At 62.0% G+C, this 17,632-nt stretch carries 14 protein-coding genes and 2 pseudogenes; 14 read left to right on the top strand and 2 right to left on the bottom strand.

The annotated features are described in order from the left end of the window. Positions 1-42: 42 nt before the first annotated feature. The 6 genes from XI02_RS10760 to XI02_RS10785 all read left to right on the top strand — a co-directional run bounded on the left by XI02_RS10760 (position 43) and on the right by XI02_RS10785 (position 8,625). On the top strand, positions 43-1,659 hold the full coding sequence (locus XI02_RS10760; protein WP_233475797.1) for an ABC transporter substrate-binding protein: 1,617 nt from the start codon (positions 43-45) through the stop codon (positions 1,657-1,659). Next, positions 1,631-2,620, top strand: coding sequence for an ABC transporter permease (locus XI02_RS10765; RefSeq protein WP_233475796.1), 990 nt, complete (start codon positions 1,631-1,633; stop codon positions 2,618-2,620). Before XI02_RS10760 ends, XI02_RS10765 begins: the two co-directional genes overlap by 29 nt. Next, positions 2,617-3,480 (top strand): ABC transporter permease, encoded by an 864-nt coding sequence (locus XI02_RS10770; RefSeq protein ID WP_016846349.1) that lies wholly within the window; start codon positions 2,617-2,619, stop codon positions 3,478-3,480. Before XI02_RS10765 ends, XI02_RS10770 begins: the two co-directional genes overlap by 4 nt. Beyond that, positions 3,481-5,193 (top strand): ABC transporter ATP-binding protein, encoded by a 1,713-nt coding sequence (locus XI02_RS10775; protein WP_018270008.1) that lies wholly within the window; start codon positions 3,481-3,483, stop codon positions 5,191-5,193. It begins immediately after the preceding gene. Positions 5,194-6,049: 856 nt separating this feature from the next. Continuing rightward, a complete protein-coding gene (locus XI02_RS10780; RefSeq protein WP_026192339.1) occupies positions 6,050-7,531 on the top strand; it encodes a pentapeptide repeat-containing protein in 1,482 nt (493 codons plus the stop codon). Between the two features lie 212 nt (positions 7,532-7,743). After that, entirely contained in the window at positions 7,744-8,625 is an 882-nt protein-coding gene (locus XI02_RS10785) for a pantoate--beta-alanine ligase (protein WP_129964856.1), read from the top strand. 327 nt (positions 8,626-8,952) lie between these two features. Here XI02_RS10785 and XI02_RS10790 read toward each other — a convergent pair whose 3' ends face one another. Together XI02_RS10790 and XI02_RS10795 are read right to left on the bottom strand one after the other, a co-directional pair. Beyond that, entirely contained in the window at positions 8,953-9,162 is a 210-nt protein-coding gene (locus XI02_RS10790) for a hypothetical protein (RefSeq protein ID WP_097671449.1), read from the bottom strand. A 213-nt stretch (positions 9,163-9,375) separates the two neighbouring features. Continuing rightward, positions 9,376-9,567: a phospholipase effector Tle1 domain-containing protein gene (locus XI02_RS10795; RefSeq protein ID WP_240537164.1), complete on the bottom strand. Its 192-nt coding sequence runs from the start codon at positions 9,565-9,567 to the stop codon at positions 9,376-9,378. 249 nt (positions 9,568-9,816) lie between these two features. Here XI02_RS10795 and XI02_RS10800 point away from each other — a divergent pair. The 8 genes and pseudogenes from XI02_RS10800 to XI02_RS10835 form a co-directional block, all read left to right on the top strand. After that, positions 9,817-9,962, top strand: a pseudogene (locus XI02_RS10800) (cytochrome); the annotation flags it as partial. Between the two features lie 90 nt (positions 9,963-10,052). Continuing rightward, on the top strand, positions 10,053-11,342 hold the full coding sequence (locus XI02_RS10805; RefSeq protein WP_075969279.1) for a cytochrome P450: 1,290 nt from the start codon (positions 10,053-10,055) through the stop codon (positions 11,340-11,342). Position 11,343: 1 nt separating this feature from the next. Next, positions 11,344-11,632, top strand: a pseudogene (locus XI02_RS10810) (ferredoxin); the annotation flags it as partial. Positions 11,633-11,639: 7 nt separating this feature from the next. Next, the gene (locus tag XI02_RS10815) at positions 11,640-12,461 is read left to right on the top strand and encodes an SDR family oxidoreductase (RefSeq protein WP_075969281.1); all 822 of its coding nucleotides are present in this window, start codon (positions 11,640-11,642) and stop codon (positions 12,459-12,461) included. Continuing rightward, a complete protein-coding gene (locus XI02_RS10820; RefSeq protein WP_168858886.1) occupies positions 12,461-13,804 on the top strand; it encodes a cytochrome P450 in 1,344 nt (447 codons plus the stop codon). Before XI02_RS10815 ends, XI02_RS10820 begins: the two co-directional genes overlap by 1 nt. Positions 13,805-13,936: 132 nt before the next feature. Continuing rightward, on the top strand, positions 13,937-14,935 hold the full coding sequence (locus XI02_RS10825; RefSeq protein ID WP_168858885.1) for a polyprenyl synthetase family protein: 999 nt from the start codon (positions 13,937-13,939) through the stop codon (positions 14,933-14,935). A gap of 260 nt (positions 14,936-15,195) precedes the next feature. Continuing rightward, positions 15,196-16,746 carry a hypothetical protein gene (locus tag XI02_RS10830; protein ID WP_168858884.1) on the top strand — a complete coding sequence of 517 codons (1,551 nt, stop codon included), beginning with the start codon at positions 15,196-15,198 and terminating at the stop codon, positions 16,744-16,746. Beyond that, complete coding sequence (locus XI02_RS10835; protein WP_168858883.1) at positions 16,743-17,630, top strand: hypothetical protein; 888 nt, start codon at positions 16,743-16,745, stop codon at positions 17,628-17,630. The genes XI02_RS10830 and XI02_RS10835 overlap by 4 nt, the downstream gene beginning before the upstream one ends. The last annotated feature ends 2 nt before the right edge of the window (positions 17,631-17,632 follow it).

Raw genomic sequence — 17,632 nt, forward strand, 5'->3', positions numbered from 1 at the left:
ACGAGGCGCTTCACTGGCCAGTCGAGCCATCTAGCAAGAAAGATGGCGGTTACCCTTGCCGTGCTCTCAGGCCTGTCTCAATGGGCACCCAGCGTTCGTGCTCAAGAAGGGGTAGCCGTGAAGCGGGGAGGCGTTATCCGTTATGGGCATTTTCAAGAGCCTGCCTGCCTGTTCGGCGGGTGGGTGCAGCAATGGTACCTGCAACGCCAATACAGCGACAATCTGGTTGCTCGCAGCGACGACGGCAAGATTGCGCCATGGTTGGCCGAGTCCTGGACCATCTCCGACGACAAAAAGGTGTACACATTCGAGATAAAGCCGAATGTGAAGTTCACGGACGGGACTGCTCTCGATGCGCAGGCCATCGCTGACAATATCAACGGGTGGCTCAGCAATGACCCCGATCTTCGCAATCCCACTGCTGCTCCCTATCTTAGCGACAGCTTCGAATCGGCAAAGGCAATCGCTCCTCAGAGGCTGCAGGTAACCTTGAAGACGCCGTTCCAGCCCTTGCTCAATGTGTTCGCCCAATCCTCACAAGGCATTCTGTCGCCATCCGCGCTCAAACGTGGACTTGCGGTGAATTGCGAGAATCCGGTCGGCTCGGGTCCTTTCATCGTCGACAAGTGGCGCCATGGGCGGGAAGTCACCTTCCGCCGCAATCCTGACTACAATTCGGCGCCGGCCACCGCGAAACACCAGGGCCCGGCTTACGTTGACGGAATAAGCTGGAAGTTTCTGCCAGATCAGACTGTCCGATACGGCTCGCTGATCACAGGCGAGACCGATGCCATATACGATATCCCGGCCATTGCATGGAAAGACGCTAATTCCCGCTTTGGAATATTGCGGCATATTACCGGCGGCACTCCTCTACGCCTTGCGTTGTATGCGGCCAGGCCTCCTTTTGACGACGTGCTCGTCCGCAAGGCTTTCGCTTATTCTACTGATCGAAAGGCCGCGGTTGACACATCCTTTCTTGGCTCTTTGCCATTTGAAGGCAACGGTGCGCTAAGTCAAAGCTCGCCGGAATACCTGCACGAGCTCGGGCGGGCGTATACGTACGATATTCGGCAAGCCAATCAGCTGCTTGATCGGGCGGGTTGGACTGAGCGCAACCGTAACGGCATCCGTGTCAAGAACGGCAATTCACTGACGGTGCGCATTTCCTATTCGAACGCTTTTCTGAAGCCCGATGGCGAGCAAGCCTTGCAAGTAATCCAGCAGCAGGCAAGGGTGGCCGGTTTTGACGTACGTCTTCAACCCACTAATCCCGCTGATTTCTTTGCCGGACGAAATCTCGGCCCCGACGATTATGAAATCGTGCTGCTCTATTGGGTTGCACCCGGCGCCGAGATCTTCCGGATTTCATGGAAGCCGGACCAGAATGGTGAACCCAATCGATTCAATCCGTCGCGCTTCCAGGATTCGGCGCTTTGGGGGGTGATCCAAAGGGCGGAGCAGAATTTTAGCAGCGCTGAACGTGCCGGTCTTTATCAGCAGGCGGAACGGAAGATCGTGGATGAGGCTCCTGTGATTGGCTTCACGGTGCTGGACGTGACTTTGGCCACCAGCCCCAATCTGAAAGACGTATGGCTGGACCACGGGTCGGTGGGCGAGCCCGTCTTCTATGACGCTCATTTTGATGAAAGGAAATGAGGCCGTGAAGCTCGTAGCCCAAAATCCGCTTGTTTGGTTCGCGCGCCGCATACTCTCCGGCGTGGTTGTCGTGTGGGCTGCAGCAACGTTTGCGTTCCTCACGCAGTGTTTGCTGCCAGGCGATCGCGCGCAGATCATCATCAATGTACGGAGTGGTAACGTTGGGCCGGCGCCTCCGGCAGAGCTCGCAGCTGTCAATGCGCAATATGGATTTGATCAACCGCTCGTGGTTCAGTATGCGAATTACATATGGCGAATCCTGCACGGAGATCTTGGTGAATCATACCAGCAGCATCGACCCGTCGTAGGAATCATCGCAGAGCAGATTGGTCCGACTATTGTTCTGGCGATCGCCGCGCTGCTGACGGCATGGGCTATTGCCGTCTTGGCCACCCTGTTGATCGCCGGCAGAGACAACATATGGTCGAAGCTGCTCAGCGGCGCGCAAATCTTCCTGGCAACCGTACCGCCTTACTGGCTAGCTACAATTCTGCTCGTCGTCTTTGCGGTGAACTTGCGGATCTTTCCCGTTGTTGGGGAAAGTACTGCCATGGGACTCGTTCTCCCAACCCTTGCGCTGGCTCTCGAACTGTCGGGCTTTTTCGGACAAGTCGTTCTGAACGAGTTCACGCGCGTGCTCGAGCAGCCCTTCGTTACGTCCGCGCGAGCTCGAGGTATGAGTGATTTCGGCGTCAGACTTCACCATGTCCTGCGTCATGCCGCATTGCCCGGCATTACGTTGTCAGGTTGGGCTCTTGGCAAGCTTCTGTCGGGGGCGATCTTGATAGAGATCGTTTTCGCCCGCCAAGGCCTGGGTGGAGTTCTCGTCGCAGCGACGTCCTCGCGGGACGTTCCGATTGTCTCGGGAGCTGTTTTGATCTCGGCGGGCCTATTCGTTCTTCTTAGTGTGATTGTCGATCTAGCTTACCGGATGCTCGATCCGAGGATGAAGCTGACATGAGCAGGTTCGCGGAAGTCACGGTGTCTCAGCCGCTCAGAGAAGTCTTGGAATTCATCTGCAATGTTCCCTTCCGGGTTGCTGCCTCGCTTGCCATCATTGGCTTCTTTGTCCTCGCGGCCATCGCGCCAAAGGTGCTGCAGACGCACGACCCACTCGCTATCGATTTGAGCTCGTCATTGCAGTCGCCTTCGACCGTCCATTGGTTGGGTACAGATCAATTGGGCCGGGATCTCTACTCCCGTGTGCTGGAGGGGGCTGGCCAATCGCTTGCCATCGGACTTGGTGCGACCGCGCTGAGCATATCCGTTGCACTCATTCTCGGCGTCGCAGCCGCACTTTTCGCTGGCGTGGTCGACAGCATTCTCACCCGGATTTTCGACGTGCTCTTCGCAATTCCCACGCTCTTGCTCGCCCTGGTGTTCGTCACGGTCTTTGGGCCGTCGGTGCTGACTGAGGTCATAGCCGTCGGAATCGCCACGGCGCCAGGCTATGCGCGCATGATCAGGGGCCAGATGCTTTCTATCAAGGGTACCGGGTACGTGGAGGCAGCCAAGGCGCTCGGACATCCGTTTCCCCGTATCGCCTGGAGGCATATTCTTCCGAACACGATGAACCCCCTGACAGCTATGATGACAATCGGCGTCGGTCAGGCGATTATCTGGGCGTCGGGGCTAGCCTTTCTAGGTCTTGGCGTTGCTCCCCCGGCCCCTGAATGGGGCGCGCTGCTCAATGCCGGGCGCAACTATGTGATCTATTCCTGGTGGCTTGAGGTCATACCCGGACTGGCCGTGACGATCTTTGCCCTTAGCCTCACCATTGTCGGAGGCCACCTGCAGGACCGTCTGGAAGGAAAGGCTTGAATGTTGCAGGCTCCTCCCAGGCCGGTCTCGCAGCAGGCAGACCTCCTCACGGTCGATTCGCTGCGTGTCTCCTTCGGGCGCGACATCGCCACGAAAGTGGTCGTGCGCAATGTATCTTTCTCCTTACAACCGGGGCGGTGCCTCGCGATCGTCGGTGAGTCCGGCTCAGGAAAGAGCGTGACCGCGCGGGCTCTCATAGGCCTAGCCGGTCGCCACGCCAGGGTCCATGCACGCCAACTGAGCTTCGATGGGACGGACCTGATCGGCCTTAACGATCGTGGCTGGCGGCGCATTCGCGGCAGCGGGATTGGCTTCGTACTACAGGATGCACTCGTTTCGTTGGACCCGCTTCGCCGGATCGGCAAAGAGATTGGCGAGGGCTTACGCCTGCATGGTGCCGTATCATCACGCCAGGAACTCGCACAGCGCGTGATTGCTCTCCTCAAGCTCGTCGGCATCCCTGAGCCCGAGATCAAGGTTCAGCAACTGCCGCATCAATTGTCCGGCGGTCAGCGCCAACGGGCTCTCATCGCTGGAGCACTTGCGCTCGAGCCACGCGTCCTCATCGCCGATGAGCCGACCACCGCTCTAGACGTGACAGCGCAAGCTCAGGTGCTGGCACTGCTTGAGGAAACCAAAACCCGGGGTAAAGCTCTGATCCTGATCAGTCATGATCTGGCGGTGGTCTCCCGCGTGGCGGATGAGGTCCTCGTTATGCGTCAAGGCGAGGTCGTCGAACGCGGTACCGCCGCTCAGATATTTGCAGATCCACGACATTCCTATACTCGTCAGCTGCTGGATGCCGTGCCATCAGGCCGGCCGCGCGGCTCACGCCTCTCACCATCGACCATTGGCGGACGAACGCACCCACCCGTGCAATTGCTGCCGAGATCTCGTCCCATCGTGCTCGAAGCCACAAGCCTCGTGAAGCGGTTCAGCGGCCCGGATGGCGCTTTACGGGCGGCCGTCGACGGTGTCTCCTTCGAATTGCGATCCGGCGAGACATTGGGCATCGTGGGTGAGTCCGGGTCGGGAAAGTCCACGATGGCGCGCATGGTCCTGGCCCTCGAGGAACCCGACGAGGGCGCCGTTCAGTTTGAAGGAAAGGCTTGGACCAAGCTTGCCGAACGTGAACGGCGGGCTCGCCGACGGTCGATATCGATCATTTATCAGGATCCGCTTGGCTCGTTTGATCCACGTTGGACGGTCGGCGGCATCTTATCCGACAGCCTTTCGAGCAACGTCGAGACGTCGACCAAGCGTCAGGAGCGCGTCATCGAGCTGCTCGATCTAGTCGGATTATCCCAGAGCCTGCTCGACCGGCGACCGATCGAGCTCTCGGGCGGTCAGCGCCAGCGCGTCGCGATCGCCCGCGCGATTGCACCAAATCCTGCCGTGATCGTCTGCGATGAGCCGGTTTCGGCGCTAGACGTCTCGATCCAGGCCCAAGTCCTGGACTTGCTCGGCGATCTGAAGGCTCACCTCGGCATAAGTTATCTCTTCATCTCCCATGATCTCGGCGTTGTTCGTCATATCAGCGATCGCGTCATCGTGATGCGCCAGGGGAGAATTGTCGACTGTGGCGATACTGAAGAGATATTTCTCAATCCACTATCTGAATATACTAGGAGCCTTATCGCCGCCATGCCCCGTCTTGTGCGCGGTCCTGAGATAAGTCGTTCGTCAACGATTCTCGAAAGAGGCATCGCGTGAATGCTGCCGAATTCGACTTTCTGGATCATAAATAGCCGATCTTCGATCGCCGAAGTATTACCATTTTGCGCGCCAGTTTGATCACGATTGCGGGCTCGTTCATCGCTCCGCCGGCACAGTGTGTGGTACGCGGTGGGTCGGCCGGCGCACGGAGCTGGCCAGTCGCGCTCGTACACTCCCTGTTCGCGAATCGACGGTTGGAACGTGCCGAATCCCTTGACTATGTGCCCCTTCTCGGCCATCGCGCGTCTCGCGAGCGAGCTCGGAACTTGGTTTTTCGATATCCTTGCGAACCTGGTGCGATCCCCGACAAGAGACGGCTTTTGTCGGGTTCAAAACACTTGGCGTCGATCCGATGATCTCGATTTCATCGCATTTATTCAGCCCCTTATTACAGCTGATCGGGTGGCACGGTCATTGCTCAGGTAATTCCGAGTACGGCGCTACATAAGCGATCACTTTCGGCCCCAAGCCGTGGCTTCATTTTGAGAAAGAAGCAAGAACGAGAACTTCGCGCATTCGGTTGACGGATGCATTTGCCGGGAGAGAGCCGTATCAAGCCAAATCGCGTCTTTGGGCATATTTGCATAGTCGTTGAGCTTGCGTCGTTGACGTTGGCGGGCCCGGTGGATCATCGCAACAAGCAGTGGTGGAGGGGCCATGGTACATTCTGTCGACGCGCGCACCACCGCGGCTGCGAAGGCCCGCCGCACAATTGCTGCGTCATCGACCCATCGATTCGCGGTTTGGCAGACCCCCGGTGTGACAATCGCTTAAGCTTACCCGCACTTGCCGAGTGACAAGAGCTTCACAACGAGAAGCCGACTCGCAATCCGGGCAATATGGAATCGTCGACATGTCGCAAACGATCGACGCTAACATCGAGTGCAGCGCAAATGAAGAATCAGAGAACTGGGCCGGGCCGATAAAAAACGTTTCATCCGATGGAGAATTTGTTCGATACTGGAGCCGAGCTTCTGATCGGCCGCGCGCAGTGGCGGCCGTTGCGAGGCGAACTGAGGAGGCTATCAGAAGAACGGGGATTGGCCTGCAGCTATCCTCCGAGAACTTCAGTGGTCTCGACCTATCCGATTTCCCGTTGCGGCGCTGCACCCTCAATCGCGCGCAACTCTACGGAGCAACGTTAGATCGGGCAGACCTTTCAGGGGCGAACCTTATCTGTCCCGGGCTAGAGAGAGCAAGCTTCCGTGGCGCCAAGCTCGATTGTGCGTATATGCACGCGATTGCAGCACAAGTCTGCAACTTCGATGATGCCAGTCTGCGCAATGTAGTTGATGCGACCGGCAGTCTGTTTCACGGTTGCAGCATGAAAAGAACGCGTTTTGATAACGCGATGCTCAGTGGACTTCTCGCCTATCAATGCGACGCGAGTTACGCTGTATTCGATGGGGCGGAACTGCAAGGCTCGACTATTAATGAGTGCTTCCTTTCTTCCGCTTCTTTTCGCTTTGCCAAATTGAGCCAGGTCACGATCACGAAGACGTATCTTGCGGCTTGCTCTTTTTTTCAGTCAAAGGGTGACTGCTTATCGATCGTGCGTCCCACGTCGGTCGACGGCCTTGTCCTGGAAGGCGCTCATCTTCCGTATCTGAGACTCTCAAAGGTGAGCGGCCGGATTACGGCGAGAGCACTGAGCGCCCCATTTGCTGATCTGCATCTGTCAAATCTTTCCAGGATGGAGCTTGAACAGGCAGAATTGACCGATGCACGGCTCCTGTCCGTAAACTTGTCCGACGCGAACCTCGTCGGTGCCGTGTTGAACGGTGCATCTATTCGTTCCTGCCAGCTCGATGGAGCGGACCTGTCCCGGGCATCAGGCGAAAGCATTTCGATAATAGAAAGCACCATGCGAGCCGCCAAGTTTGTGGGCTTTCGTGGCCGCTGTGCGTTTATGCGCGACTGCGATCTTGAGAATGCAGACCTATCTCAGGCTTACCTCTACAGGTCGATACTTACCGGTGACCCCCCGCAATCAATGGCATTGGATCGCGCAAATCTCGAAGGATCCAATCTAGTGCAGGCATATCTCGCTGCGGGAATGACCGGCAGTAACCTCGAGGCTGCGCGCCTGGCATACATTCGCATGAATCAATCTTCCTTGCGCGACGCGAACTTGAGTGGAATATCCCCCTTTCAGGCAAGCTTCGTAAAGGTCGATTTTGCGGGCGCAACGATAACCACATTCGAGCCGCCGTTCTTTGCAGATAGATGTCCGGGACTACAGACCGCTCTGAAGGATGGTCCGCCGCGCGAGCCGGAAACCTATCTGGCTGAGTTGTCGTCGTTGATGAGACGTGGTCGAGCTGGATCGACCTGATTGTTTCAGAGGGCGCGAAATGAAGACCTGGGAAATACAATGTCAGGCAGACTGGGTCGATTGGGACCGAGCCCTTTTGTGAGGTGAGACATGAAACTCTCGTCGATGTTAGCTGACCGTGCGCGGTCGATGCGGCGCTCAGGCCAAGTCTTCCGTAGTCTGAGCGATGGGACAAGGCCGTCCTTGTGTTCAGAAGAACTGGATCAAGTCACATGCATCTAGATTCCCTTTCAGCAGGCAGGGCCTTCCTCCGGGAGGTCGCGAGAACAGGCCAGACGATTGGCACGGTGCACACTTTGGGCGCTCTGCACCGCGGCCATGCAGAACTCATCAGAAGGGCGGCAATTGAGAATGACGTTGCAATCGTCACGGTCTACCCGAACAAGAGCCAATTTGAACCCGGTGTTAGCTACGAGTTCAATCTGGACGACGACATTGGGCTTGCGCTACGCGCGGGAGCAACCGCCGTGCTTTCGTCCAGCGATGCCGAGATGTTTCCGGCGGGCTATCGAACGTTTCTAACGCAAGACGACTATGATCTGCGTCTGGACGGGCCCGAGGAACACTTGAAGGAAGCTGTTACCGGTTCCATCCGCTGGATCTGCTATGCACGCCCCACTCGCAGCTATTTTGGCTTGAAAGATATCGGTCAGGCGATCTTGGTAAAGCGCGCCGTCGCAGACCTGCTTCTTGACTGCGAAATACGATTTGTGCCGACGGTGAGATATAGGAACGGAGTCCCGATTTCGTCGCGGCTACGACGCTTTAGCCGCTCTGAGCTCGATGAGCTTTCGTGCCTCTTCATGGCACTGAACCATTTGAGGAAAGAGATCGCTAAAGGGACGTCCTGCATCAAGGATCTGATAGCATCAGCCGCACCTCTGATCACATTCCGACAGTTTAAACTCGATTTCGTTCGGATCGTAGACGCTGATAGCTTCGAAGATCTGGAGCAGGTCAAGCTCCCTTTCATAATCATTGGTGCGGCAATGGCTCATGGCCTCAGGGTCTTTGATAGCATCTACGTTCCCGATCAGGATACGCTCCTGGAAGGTCCCGCGGATATTTGGATTGATTTGCCTGAGGAGCCGTAGCCGAACCATCCTGCGTGGAAGCAGCATGCGTCGCCATCGGCGCGTTGCAAATCGACTCAATCGAGGTGATCGAGCCGAATCCGTTCGCTCTCTCCTCTCGGATCCTGGTCATGAACGCGCCGCGACCCACTCGAGCCATGCTGGAGCGCAGGGGGCTGTGTTATGAGTGCGCATCCTGGCTTCGCCGGCGAATTGGCGCCACCAGATGGTGAAAGACGCGCGCTTGAAGCACCACTCGGGTGGAGTAAACGCCTCGTTCTTGGCATTCTAATCGAGTCCGGGTTTCCTTGTATTCGGCCTCGAACACGTCGGATGGCTTGTGAGGGCCTATTGCGGCGAGGTCCCCGAAAAGGTCTCCAGGTTCTTGTATTCACCAGCTAGCCGCACGGCCGTCGGCAGATGCTCATCCAGCTTCAACGCCGCGTAAACCGCCGGCACGATGCCGGCGACCAGCGCCGTGGTGGCCGTGAGGTATTCGTACTTGTTGTCGCCTTTTAAGATTTCCCAACTTGCAAGCGCGCCAAAGATGATCGGCATTACAAGGAACACAATGCGCGTAGCGCCAGCGCGCGCTAGACCATGAGGGTGTTTGACGTATAGGCACCCTATTCCTAGTATTTGCTGCACGCCCCACTTCGCGGCGAAGCGCTCAAGTGCCGCCGGATGAAGGACAGCCTAGCTCTGCACTTGACGGAACCCTTCCGTCCACTTGACTTGCCCCCGCAAGCGACCGGGTTCGCACTCGTCGTGCTACGGACCAAGCGGATCCGGATCCAGCGTCAGGAATCTATCGTCGACCTCGATGCCGAAGCCGTCGGGCGTCTTGCCGTCGGTAAAGTTCTCGGCCGCATGCGCCATCCAACCCAACGAGATGTCAAAGAGGCGGGCTTCGTTTTCCGGATAGCTACCGCTGACATCGGAGTGGTTTCCGGCGAACCACACCTGCTGCAGCCAATCCGGATGCTTGAAATGTCGCGCAAGGGCTGCCCCGCACATTCAGTGCGAGAGCGGGCCTTTGTCGGCACTTGCTGCGCCGATTGTCGGTATTGAGACTCAACGCCAGAAACCTGACACTACGCGCCGCTACGGAGTGCCTGCTGGGCCTGCGAATTCACTTCGGCACGCGATTTGCTCTGTTCACGCATCATCACCAATCGCAGTGCGATGGTCTTCGGGACGGACACGGCGCTGGCGCTGGTCAAGCTGGAGCTCAAGGCGGTGTTCGGTTCGATCTTCCAGCGCTTTTCCGCGCTCCGTCTGACCGTGGCGCCTGAAGAACTGAAGTTGCGCAAGGAGATCATCCTGGCGGATTCGAGGAGTTGCCGGTGCTCTGGTGATGTGGTGGACGCCCCCGGGAATCGCGATCTTCTCCGCAATTTGCCGGCGCGCATGGCGCGCGCCGATCAGCCAGCCAACAGGTAACCAGGATGGACGTGCAAGAAACCACGGCAACATGCGGGGACGCATTCGCTGAACTAGCGTCGCCAGCGTGCATGCACGACCCGTATCCGTTCATGCGCTGGTTGCGCGAGCACGATCCGGTGCATCGCGCGGCGTCGGGCCTCTTTCTGTTGAGCCGCCACGCCGACATCTATTGGGCGCTCAAGGCCACGGGCGATGCGTTTCGGGCTCCGGCGCCGGACGAACTGGCGCGCTATTTCCCGCGTGCGGCGACCAGCCTGTCGCTCAATCTGCTGGCGTCCTCGCTGGCGATGAAGGACCCACCGACGCATACGCGTCTGCGCCGGCTGATCTCGCGCGATTTCACCATGGGCCAGATCGACAACCTGCGGCCAGGCATCGCGCGCATCGTCGCCGCGCGCCTGGACGGCATGGCGCCCGCGCTGGAGCGCGGGGAGGCGGTGGACCTGCATCGGGAATTCGCACTGGCGTTGCCCATGCTGGTCTTCGCCGAACTGTTTGGCATGCCCCATGACGACATGTTCGGGCTCGCCGCCGGCATCGGCGCCATTCTGGAAGGCCTGCGCCCGCATGCCAGCGATCCCCAGCTCACCGCGGCGGACGCGGCCAGCGCCAGGGTGCAGACCTACTTCGGCTGCCTCATACAGCGTAAGCGCACCGACCCGCGCCACGACATCGTGTCGATGCTGGTCGGCGCACATGACGATGATGCCGACATGCTGTCGGATGCGGAGTTGATCAGCATGCTGTGGGGCATGCTGCTGGGCAGCTTCGCCACCACTGCTGCGACCATCGACCATGCGGTCCTGGCGATGCTCGCGTATCCCGAACAGCGGCACTGGCTACACAAAGACGCCGTGGGGGTGAAGGCATTCGTCGAAGAAGTCCTGCGCTGCGACGCGCCCGTCATGTTCAGCTCCATTCCGCGTATCGCCCAGCGCGACATCGAACTGGGCGGCATGGTGATCCCGAAGAGCGCGGACGTGCGCATGCTGATCGCGGCCGGCAATCGCGACCCCGACGCCTTCGCCGATCCCGACCGCTTCGATCCCGCGCGGTTCTACGGTACCAGTCCTGGCATGTCGACCGACGGGAAGATCATGCTGAGCTTCGGCCACGGCATTCACTTCTGCCTCGGTGCGCAACTGGTCCGGGTGCAGTTAGCCGAGAGCCTGCCGCGAATCCAGGCGCGCTTCCCCACGCTGGCCTTGGCCGAGCAGCCGACCCGGGAGCCCTCCGCGTTCCTTCGGACGTTCCGCGCGCTGCCGGTGCGGCTGCATGCGCGGGGGAGCTGAGATGCGCGTCGTGGTCGACCAGGACCTGTGCGGAACCAGCGGGCAGTGCGTGCTGACGCTGCCGGGCACCTTTCGCCAGCGCGAACCAGACGGCGTGGCCGAAGTGTGCGTGGCGACGGTCCCGCAGGCGCTGCACGCCGCCGTGAGGCTCGCGGCGAGCCAGTGCCCGGTCGCCGCCATTCGGGTCATCGAAAGCGACGCTGGCGATGGCGAGCGCGCCGGTGCCGACCCTGCGCCTTCTCCAGCGGAGGGCCGAGCGCCATGCCGCGAGAGACCAATGCCATCCAGGAGGACACGATGGGACGGTTTGCAGACAAGGTGGCCGTGGTGACCGGCGCAGGCATCGGCAAGGCATGCGCCGTCGCTATCGCGCGCGAGGGAGGCAGAGTGGTGGTCGCCGACATTGATGGCTCGGCGGCCATCGCCTGCACTGCGCAAATTGCATCCGAAGCGGACCGCGCGCTGGCCTCGGCCACAGACATCGCCGATGCGCACGCGGTGGCAGCGCTGTTCGAAACGGCGGAGCGCCACTTCGGTGGGGTCGACCTGCTGGTGCATCTGACTCCGCGCGACCGCGGGATCCTCGACCTGGACCTGGCGGTCTGGGATCAGACAATGGCGACCAATCTGCGCGGCACGTTGCTCTGCTGCCGGCAGGCCATCCCACGGATGATCGGCCGCGGTGGTGGCGCGATCGTCAACACGTCGTCGTGCCAGGGGCTCAGCGGTGACACCGCGCAGACGTCCTACGCCGCGTCGAAGGCGGCGATGAACATGCTGTCCGCCTCGCTCGCCACCCAGTACGGTCATGCGCAGATCCGCTGCAACGCGGTTGCACCGGGTCTCATCATGACCGATCGTCTCCTCGCCAAGTTGGACGAGTGCACGCAACGGCATCTGCGGCGGCACCACCTCCTGCCGCGCGTCGGCCGCCCCGACGATGTGGCTGCGCTGGTGGCGTTCCTGCTCTCCGACGATGCTGCGTTCATCACCGGCCAGGTCGTGTGCATCGACGGCGGCATGCTGGCGCATGTGCCGACGTACGCCGACGGTGGCAACAGCCGCGCCGCGCGGCCTTCCGGCGAGACCGCCGAAGCGGACACGTCGCCGCGCTGCTGATGGACATGATGCTCAACCCGCTGAACCGTCGGCATCGGCTACGGCACGACATCCCGGTCGTGCCCGGCGCTTTCCCCTTGGTCGGTCATCTTCCCGCCGTCGTCTGCGACCTGCCGCGCCTGCTGCGGCGCGCGGAACGGAGGCTGGGCAGCCACTTCTGGCTGGATTTCGGCCCTGCCGGACACCTGATGACCAGTCTGGATCCGGATGCTCTCGCACTGCTCCGGCACAAGGACGTATCCTCGGCGCTGATCGAAGACATCGCGCCCGAATTGTTTGGCGGAACGTTGGTTACCCAGGACGGCATCGCGCACCGGCAGGCGCGCGATGCGATCCAGGCGGCGCTTCTGCCCAAGGGGCTGACCCAGGCCGGCATCGGCGAGCTGTTCGCGCCCGTCATCCGGGCGCGCGTGCAGAGGTGGCGCGACCGCGGCGACGTAACCATCTTGCGCGAAACCGGCGATCTGATGCTTAAGCTGATCTTCAGTCTCATGGGAATCCCCGCGCAGGACCTGCCGGGATGGCGTCGCAAGTACCAGCAACTGCTGCAGTTGATCGTCGCGCCCCCGGTCGACCTGCCCGGACTGCCCTTGCGGCGCGGCCGCGCCGCCCGTGACTGGATCGATGCGCGGTTGCGCGAGTTCGTCCGCGCCGCGCGCGAACATGCCTCGCGCACCGGGTTGATCAACGACATGGTGAGCGCCTTCGATCGCAGCGACGATGCGCTTTCCGATGACGTCCTGGTCGCCAATATCCGCTTGCTGCTGCTTGGTGGTCACGACACCACCGCCTCGACGATGGCCTGGATGGTGATCGAGCTGGCGCGGCAGCCTGGGCTGTGGGACACCCTGGTCGAGGAGGCGCAACGCGTGGGCACGGTGCCGACCCGGCACGCGGACCTGGCGCAGTGTCCGGTCGCCGAGGCGATGTTCCGCGAGACGCTGCGCGTGTATCCGGCGACGCCGCTCCTAGTGCGTCGCGCACTGCGTGAATTGAGACTCGGCCAACGGCGCATTCCCGCGGGCACCGATCTGTGCATCCCACTGCTGCATTTCTCCACCTCGGCGCTGCTGCACGAGGCGCCTGATCAGTTTCGGCTGGCGCGGTGGCTGCAACGCACCGAGCCGATCCGGCCGGTGGACATGCTGCAGTTCGGTACCGGCCCACACGTCTGCATGGGCTACCACCTGGCATGGCTGGAACTGGTGCAGTTCTGTATCGCCTTGGCGCTGACCATGCACGAGGCCGGGGTGCGGCCGCGGTTGCTAAGCGGCGTCGAAAAAGGCCGGCGCTATTACCCGACCGCACATCCGTCCATGACGATCCGCATCGGATTCTCATGAGCTGGCATCGCATGCCCCTGTGGCGAGCCAACGGCGCCGGCGACGCGCAGCATTGCTGCACTCGGTGCGACGCCGACAACACCCTGGCGGCGGGGCTCGCCGTGGCGGTCTCCTGTCAAGGACAAAAACAACATGCAGACCGGTTCCAGGCCACAGGACGACAGAACTGATGATTCCGCGCCCGGCGGATCGGGCACGCAGGCGCGCGGCGCATCCGGCTTGCTGCTCCCCGAGATCTGGATGCAGGACGGCGCAAAGCGGGTCGAACTGGAGCTGGCGCGTCTTCTCTGCGCCGAACATGACGGTGAGACCGAGCTGATGGCGGCGATGCGCTACGCCACCTTGCATGGCGGGAAACGTACCCGCGCCTTGCTCTGTCTGGCTGCCGGCGCATTGGCCGACACACCGGCGCACATGCTCGAAAACGTCGCCGCCGCCATCGAGATGATGCACGCCTGTACCCTGGTTCACGACGATCTGCCCGCGATGGACGACGACGTGCTTCGCCGCGGCCGTCCGACCGTGCACGTCAAGTTCGGCGAAGCGACTGCGATCCTGGTCGGCGATGCGCTGCAGGCGCACGCCTTCCTGACCCTGGCGAGCCTGGATGCGCCGGGCGACAACCGTATCGCGCTCGTGCGCGAATTGGCGCAGGCGGTGTCCGCCGAGGGTGCCGCAGGCGGGCAGGCCATGGATCTGTCGCTGGTTGGAAAGCACGTCGAGCTGGACAGGATCGTGGCGATGCACCGGATGAAGAGCGGAGCGCTAGTGCGCGCGTCCGTTCGCATGGGCGCGCTATGCGCAGTCGCGGATGATGCCGCGCACGCTGCGCTGTACTGTGCGCTCGATCATTACAGCGCTTGTTTCGGCCTGGCGCTGCAGGTGATCGACGACATTCTCGACGTGACAGCGGATACCGCGGCGCTGGGCAAGACCCCCGGCAAGGACGAGGCGGCGCAGAAGCCGACCTGCGCGTCGTTCATGGGGCTGCAGGCAGCACGCCAGTTCGCGCTGGATCTGTTGCGCGATAGCGGGGAGGCTATCGCGCCGCTGGGGCCGCGTACGGAGCGGTTGGCGCAAATCCTACAGCGGACCAACGCGTATCTGTTCAAGCATGCGCCATCCGCATGAGCGCGCCCGTCCGCATGGAGGCGCCCCCGTGGCGTTGCGATCGGCCGGCGGCAGCGGTGCATGCTGCACTGTGTCCCGAGTTCGCGCCGCTGATCGCAGCGGTTGGCCAGCATTGCCGCGGCGCACGTGGCGCGCGGCGCGCAAGCCTATGCGGCCGTCCGGCGCTGCTGAGGCGCCGGACCGCGACGGGCCTGCGGCGACGTGCGCGGCGTCTGCCCGATTCTGGTTCCCGTCAATCGTTTGCAGAAGGAACATCCCGCGTGAATGCGCTGTCCGAACAGATTCTTTCCGAATTGCGCCGCCTGCTGAGCGAGATGAGCGATGGTGGCCGCGTCGGTCCGTCCGTCTACGATACGGCGCGAGCGCTGTGGTTCCACGGCAACGTCACCGGTCGGCAGGACGCATACGCGTGGCTCCTCGCGCAGCAACAGGCCGACGGCGGTTGGGGAAGCGCGGACTTCTCGCGGTTCCGCCATGCGCCCACGTGGGCGGCGTTGCTGGCATTGCAGCGCGCCGATTCTCTTCCCGGCGTTGCAGACGCAGTCCAGGCTGCAACCCAGTTCCTCCAGCGCCAGCCCGATCCCTACGCGCATGCGGTGCCGGAAGATGCGCCCATCGGCGCGGAGCTGATCCTGCCGCAGCTTTGCGGCGAGGCCGCATCCTTGCTGGGCGACGTGGCGTTTCCGCGCCACCCGGCGCTGTTGCCGTTGCGGCAAGCGTGCATGGTCAAGCTGGGGACTGTGGCAACGTTGCCGAGCGGCCATCCATTGCTGCACTCCTGGGAAGCCTGGGGGACGTCGCCGACCACCGCATTCCCGGATGACGACGGCAGCATCGGCATCAGTCCGGCGGCCACCGCCGCGTGGCGTGCGTACGCCGTGACACAGGCGAGCACGCCGCAGCTCGGGCGCGCCGATGAGTATTTGCAGATGGCATCGCGGGCGACGCGCAGCGGCATCGAAGGTGTCATTCCCAATGTCTGGCCGATCAATGTGTTCGAGCCATGCTGGTCGCTGTACACCCTGCATCTGGCCGGGCTGTTCGCGCATCCCGCGCTCGCCGAGGCGGTGCGCGTGATCGTCGCGCAGCTCGACGCCCGCCTGGGCGTGCGCGGTCTGGGCCCGGCCTTGCACTTTGCGGCCGATGCGGACGACACCGCCGTTGCGTTGTGCGTCCTGCGCCTTGCAGGCCGCGACCCGGCGGTCGATGCGTTGCGCCAATTCGAAATCGGCGAGCTGTTCGTCACCTTCCCCGGCGAGCGCAATGCCTCCGTGTCGACCAACATCCATGCCCTGCATGCGTTGCGACTGTTGGGAAAGCCCGCCGTCGGCACCAGCGCCTACGTCGAGGCCAATCGCAACCCGAACGGTCTGTGGGACAACGAAAAATGGCACGTTTCGTGGCTGTATCCCACCGCGCATGCGGTCGCTGCGCTGGCCCAAGGCAAGCGCCAGTGGCGCGATGAGCGCGCGCTGGCGGCGCTGCTGCTGGCGCAGCGCGACGATGGCGGCTGGGGCGCGGGTCGCGCGTCCACGTTCGAGGAAACCGCCTATGCGCTGTTCACGTTGCACGTGATGGACGGGAGCGAAGAGCCGACAGGGCGCCGGCGCATCGCGCAGGCGGTGGCGCGTGCGCGGGAGTGGATGCTCGCCCGCCATGCGGCGCATGCATTGCCGCAGACGCCGCTGTGGATCGGCAAGGAATTGTATTGCCCCACACGGGTCGTGCGCGTCGCCGAACTCGCCGGGTTGTGGCTGGCGCTTCGTTGGGGGCGGCGCGTCCCGGCCGAGGGAGCGGAAGCGACGCCATGATCCAGACCGAACGCGCGCTGCAGCAGGTGCTGGAGTGGGGGCGTTCCCTGACCGGATTCGCCGACGAGCATGCCGTGGAAGCGGTCAGGGGTGGCCAGTACATCCTGCAGAGCATCCACCTGAGCCTGCGCGACACCAGCGCCCGCACCGGCCGCGATCCGCAGGACGAAACGCTGATCGTGGCATTCTATCGCGAACTGGCGCTGCTGTTCTGGCTCGACGATTGCAACGATCTTGGCTTGATCGCGCCGGAGCAGCTCGCCGCGGTAGAGCAGGCGCTGGGGCAGGGCGTGCCGTGCGCGCTTCCCGGATTCGAGGGCTGCGCTGTGCTGCGCGCTTCGCTGGCCGCGCTCGCCTACGATCGTCGCGACTATGCTCAGCTTCTCGACGATACCCGGTGCTACTGCGCAGCGCTGCGCGCCGGGCACGCGCAAGCGGCGGGGGCGGAACGCTGGTCTTACACCGAGTACTTGCACAACGGCATCGATTCGATCGCCTACGCGAACGTGCTCTGTTGCCTGTCGTTGCTGTGGGGGCTGGACATGGCGACCTTGCGCGCGCGTCCGGCGTTTCGCCAGGTCCTGCGGCTCATCTCCGCGATAGGGCGCCTGCAGAACGACCTGCATGGACGCGACAAGGACAGGTCGGCCGGCGAGGCCTACAACGCGGCGATTCTCCTGCTGCAGCGCTATCCGGCTATGCCTGTGGTGGAGTTCCTCAACGACGAGCTGGCCGGCCTTACGCGCATGCTGGACCGGGTGATGGCGAAAGAACGCTTTCCCGCGCCCTGGGGAGCGTTGATCGAGGCCATGGCGGCCATCCGCGCGCAGTACTACCAGACCTCGACCAGCCGCTACCGCAGCGACGCTGCGGGGGGAGGCTAGCG

Origin of the sequence: Bradyrhizobium sp. CCBAU 21365, from assembly GCF_015291305.1 — a bacterium.
In the GTDB taxonomy this organism is placed as follows: domain Bacteria; phylum Pseudomonadota; class Alphaproteobacteria; order Rhizobiales; family Xanthobacteraceae; genus Bradyrhizobium; species Bradyrhizobium elkanii.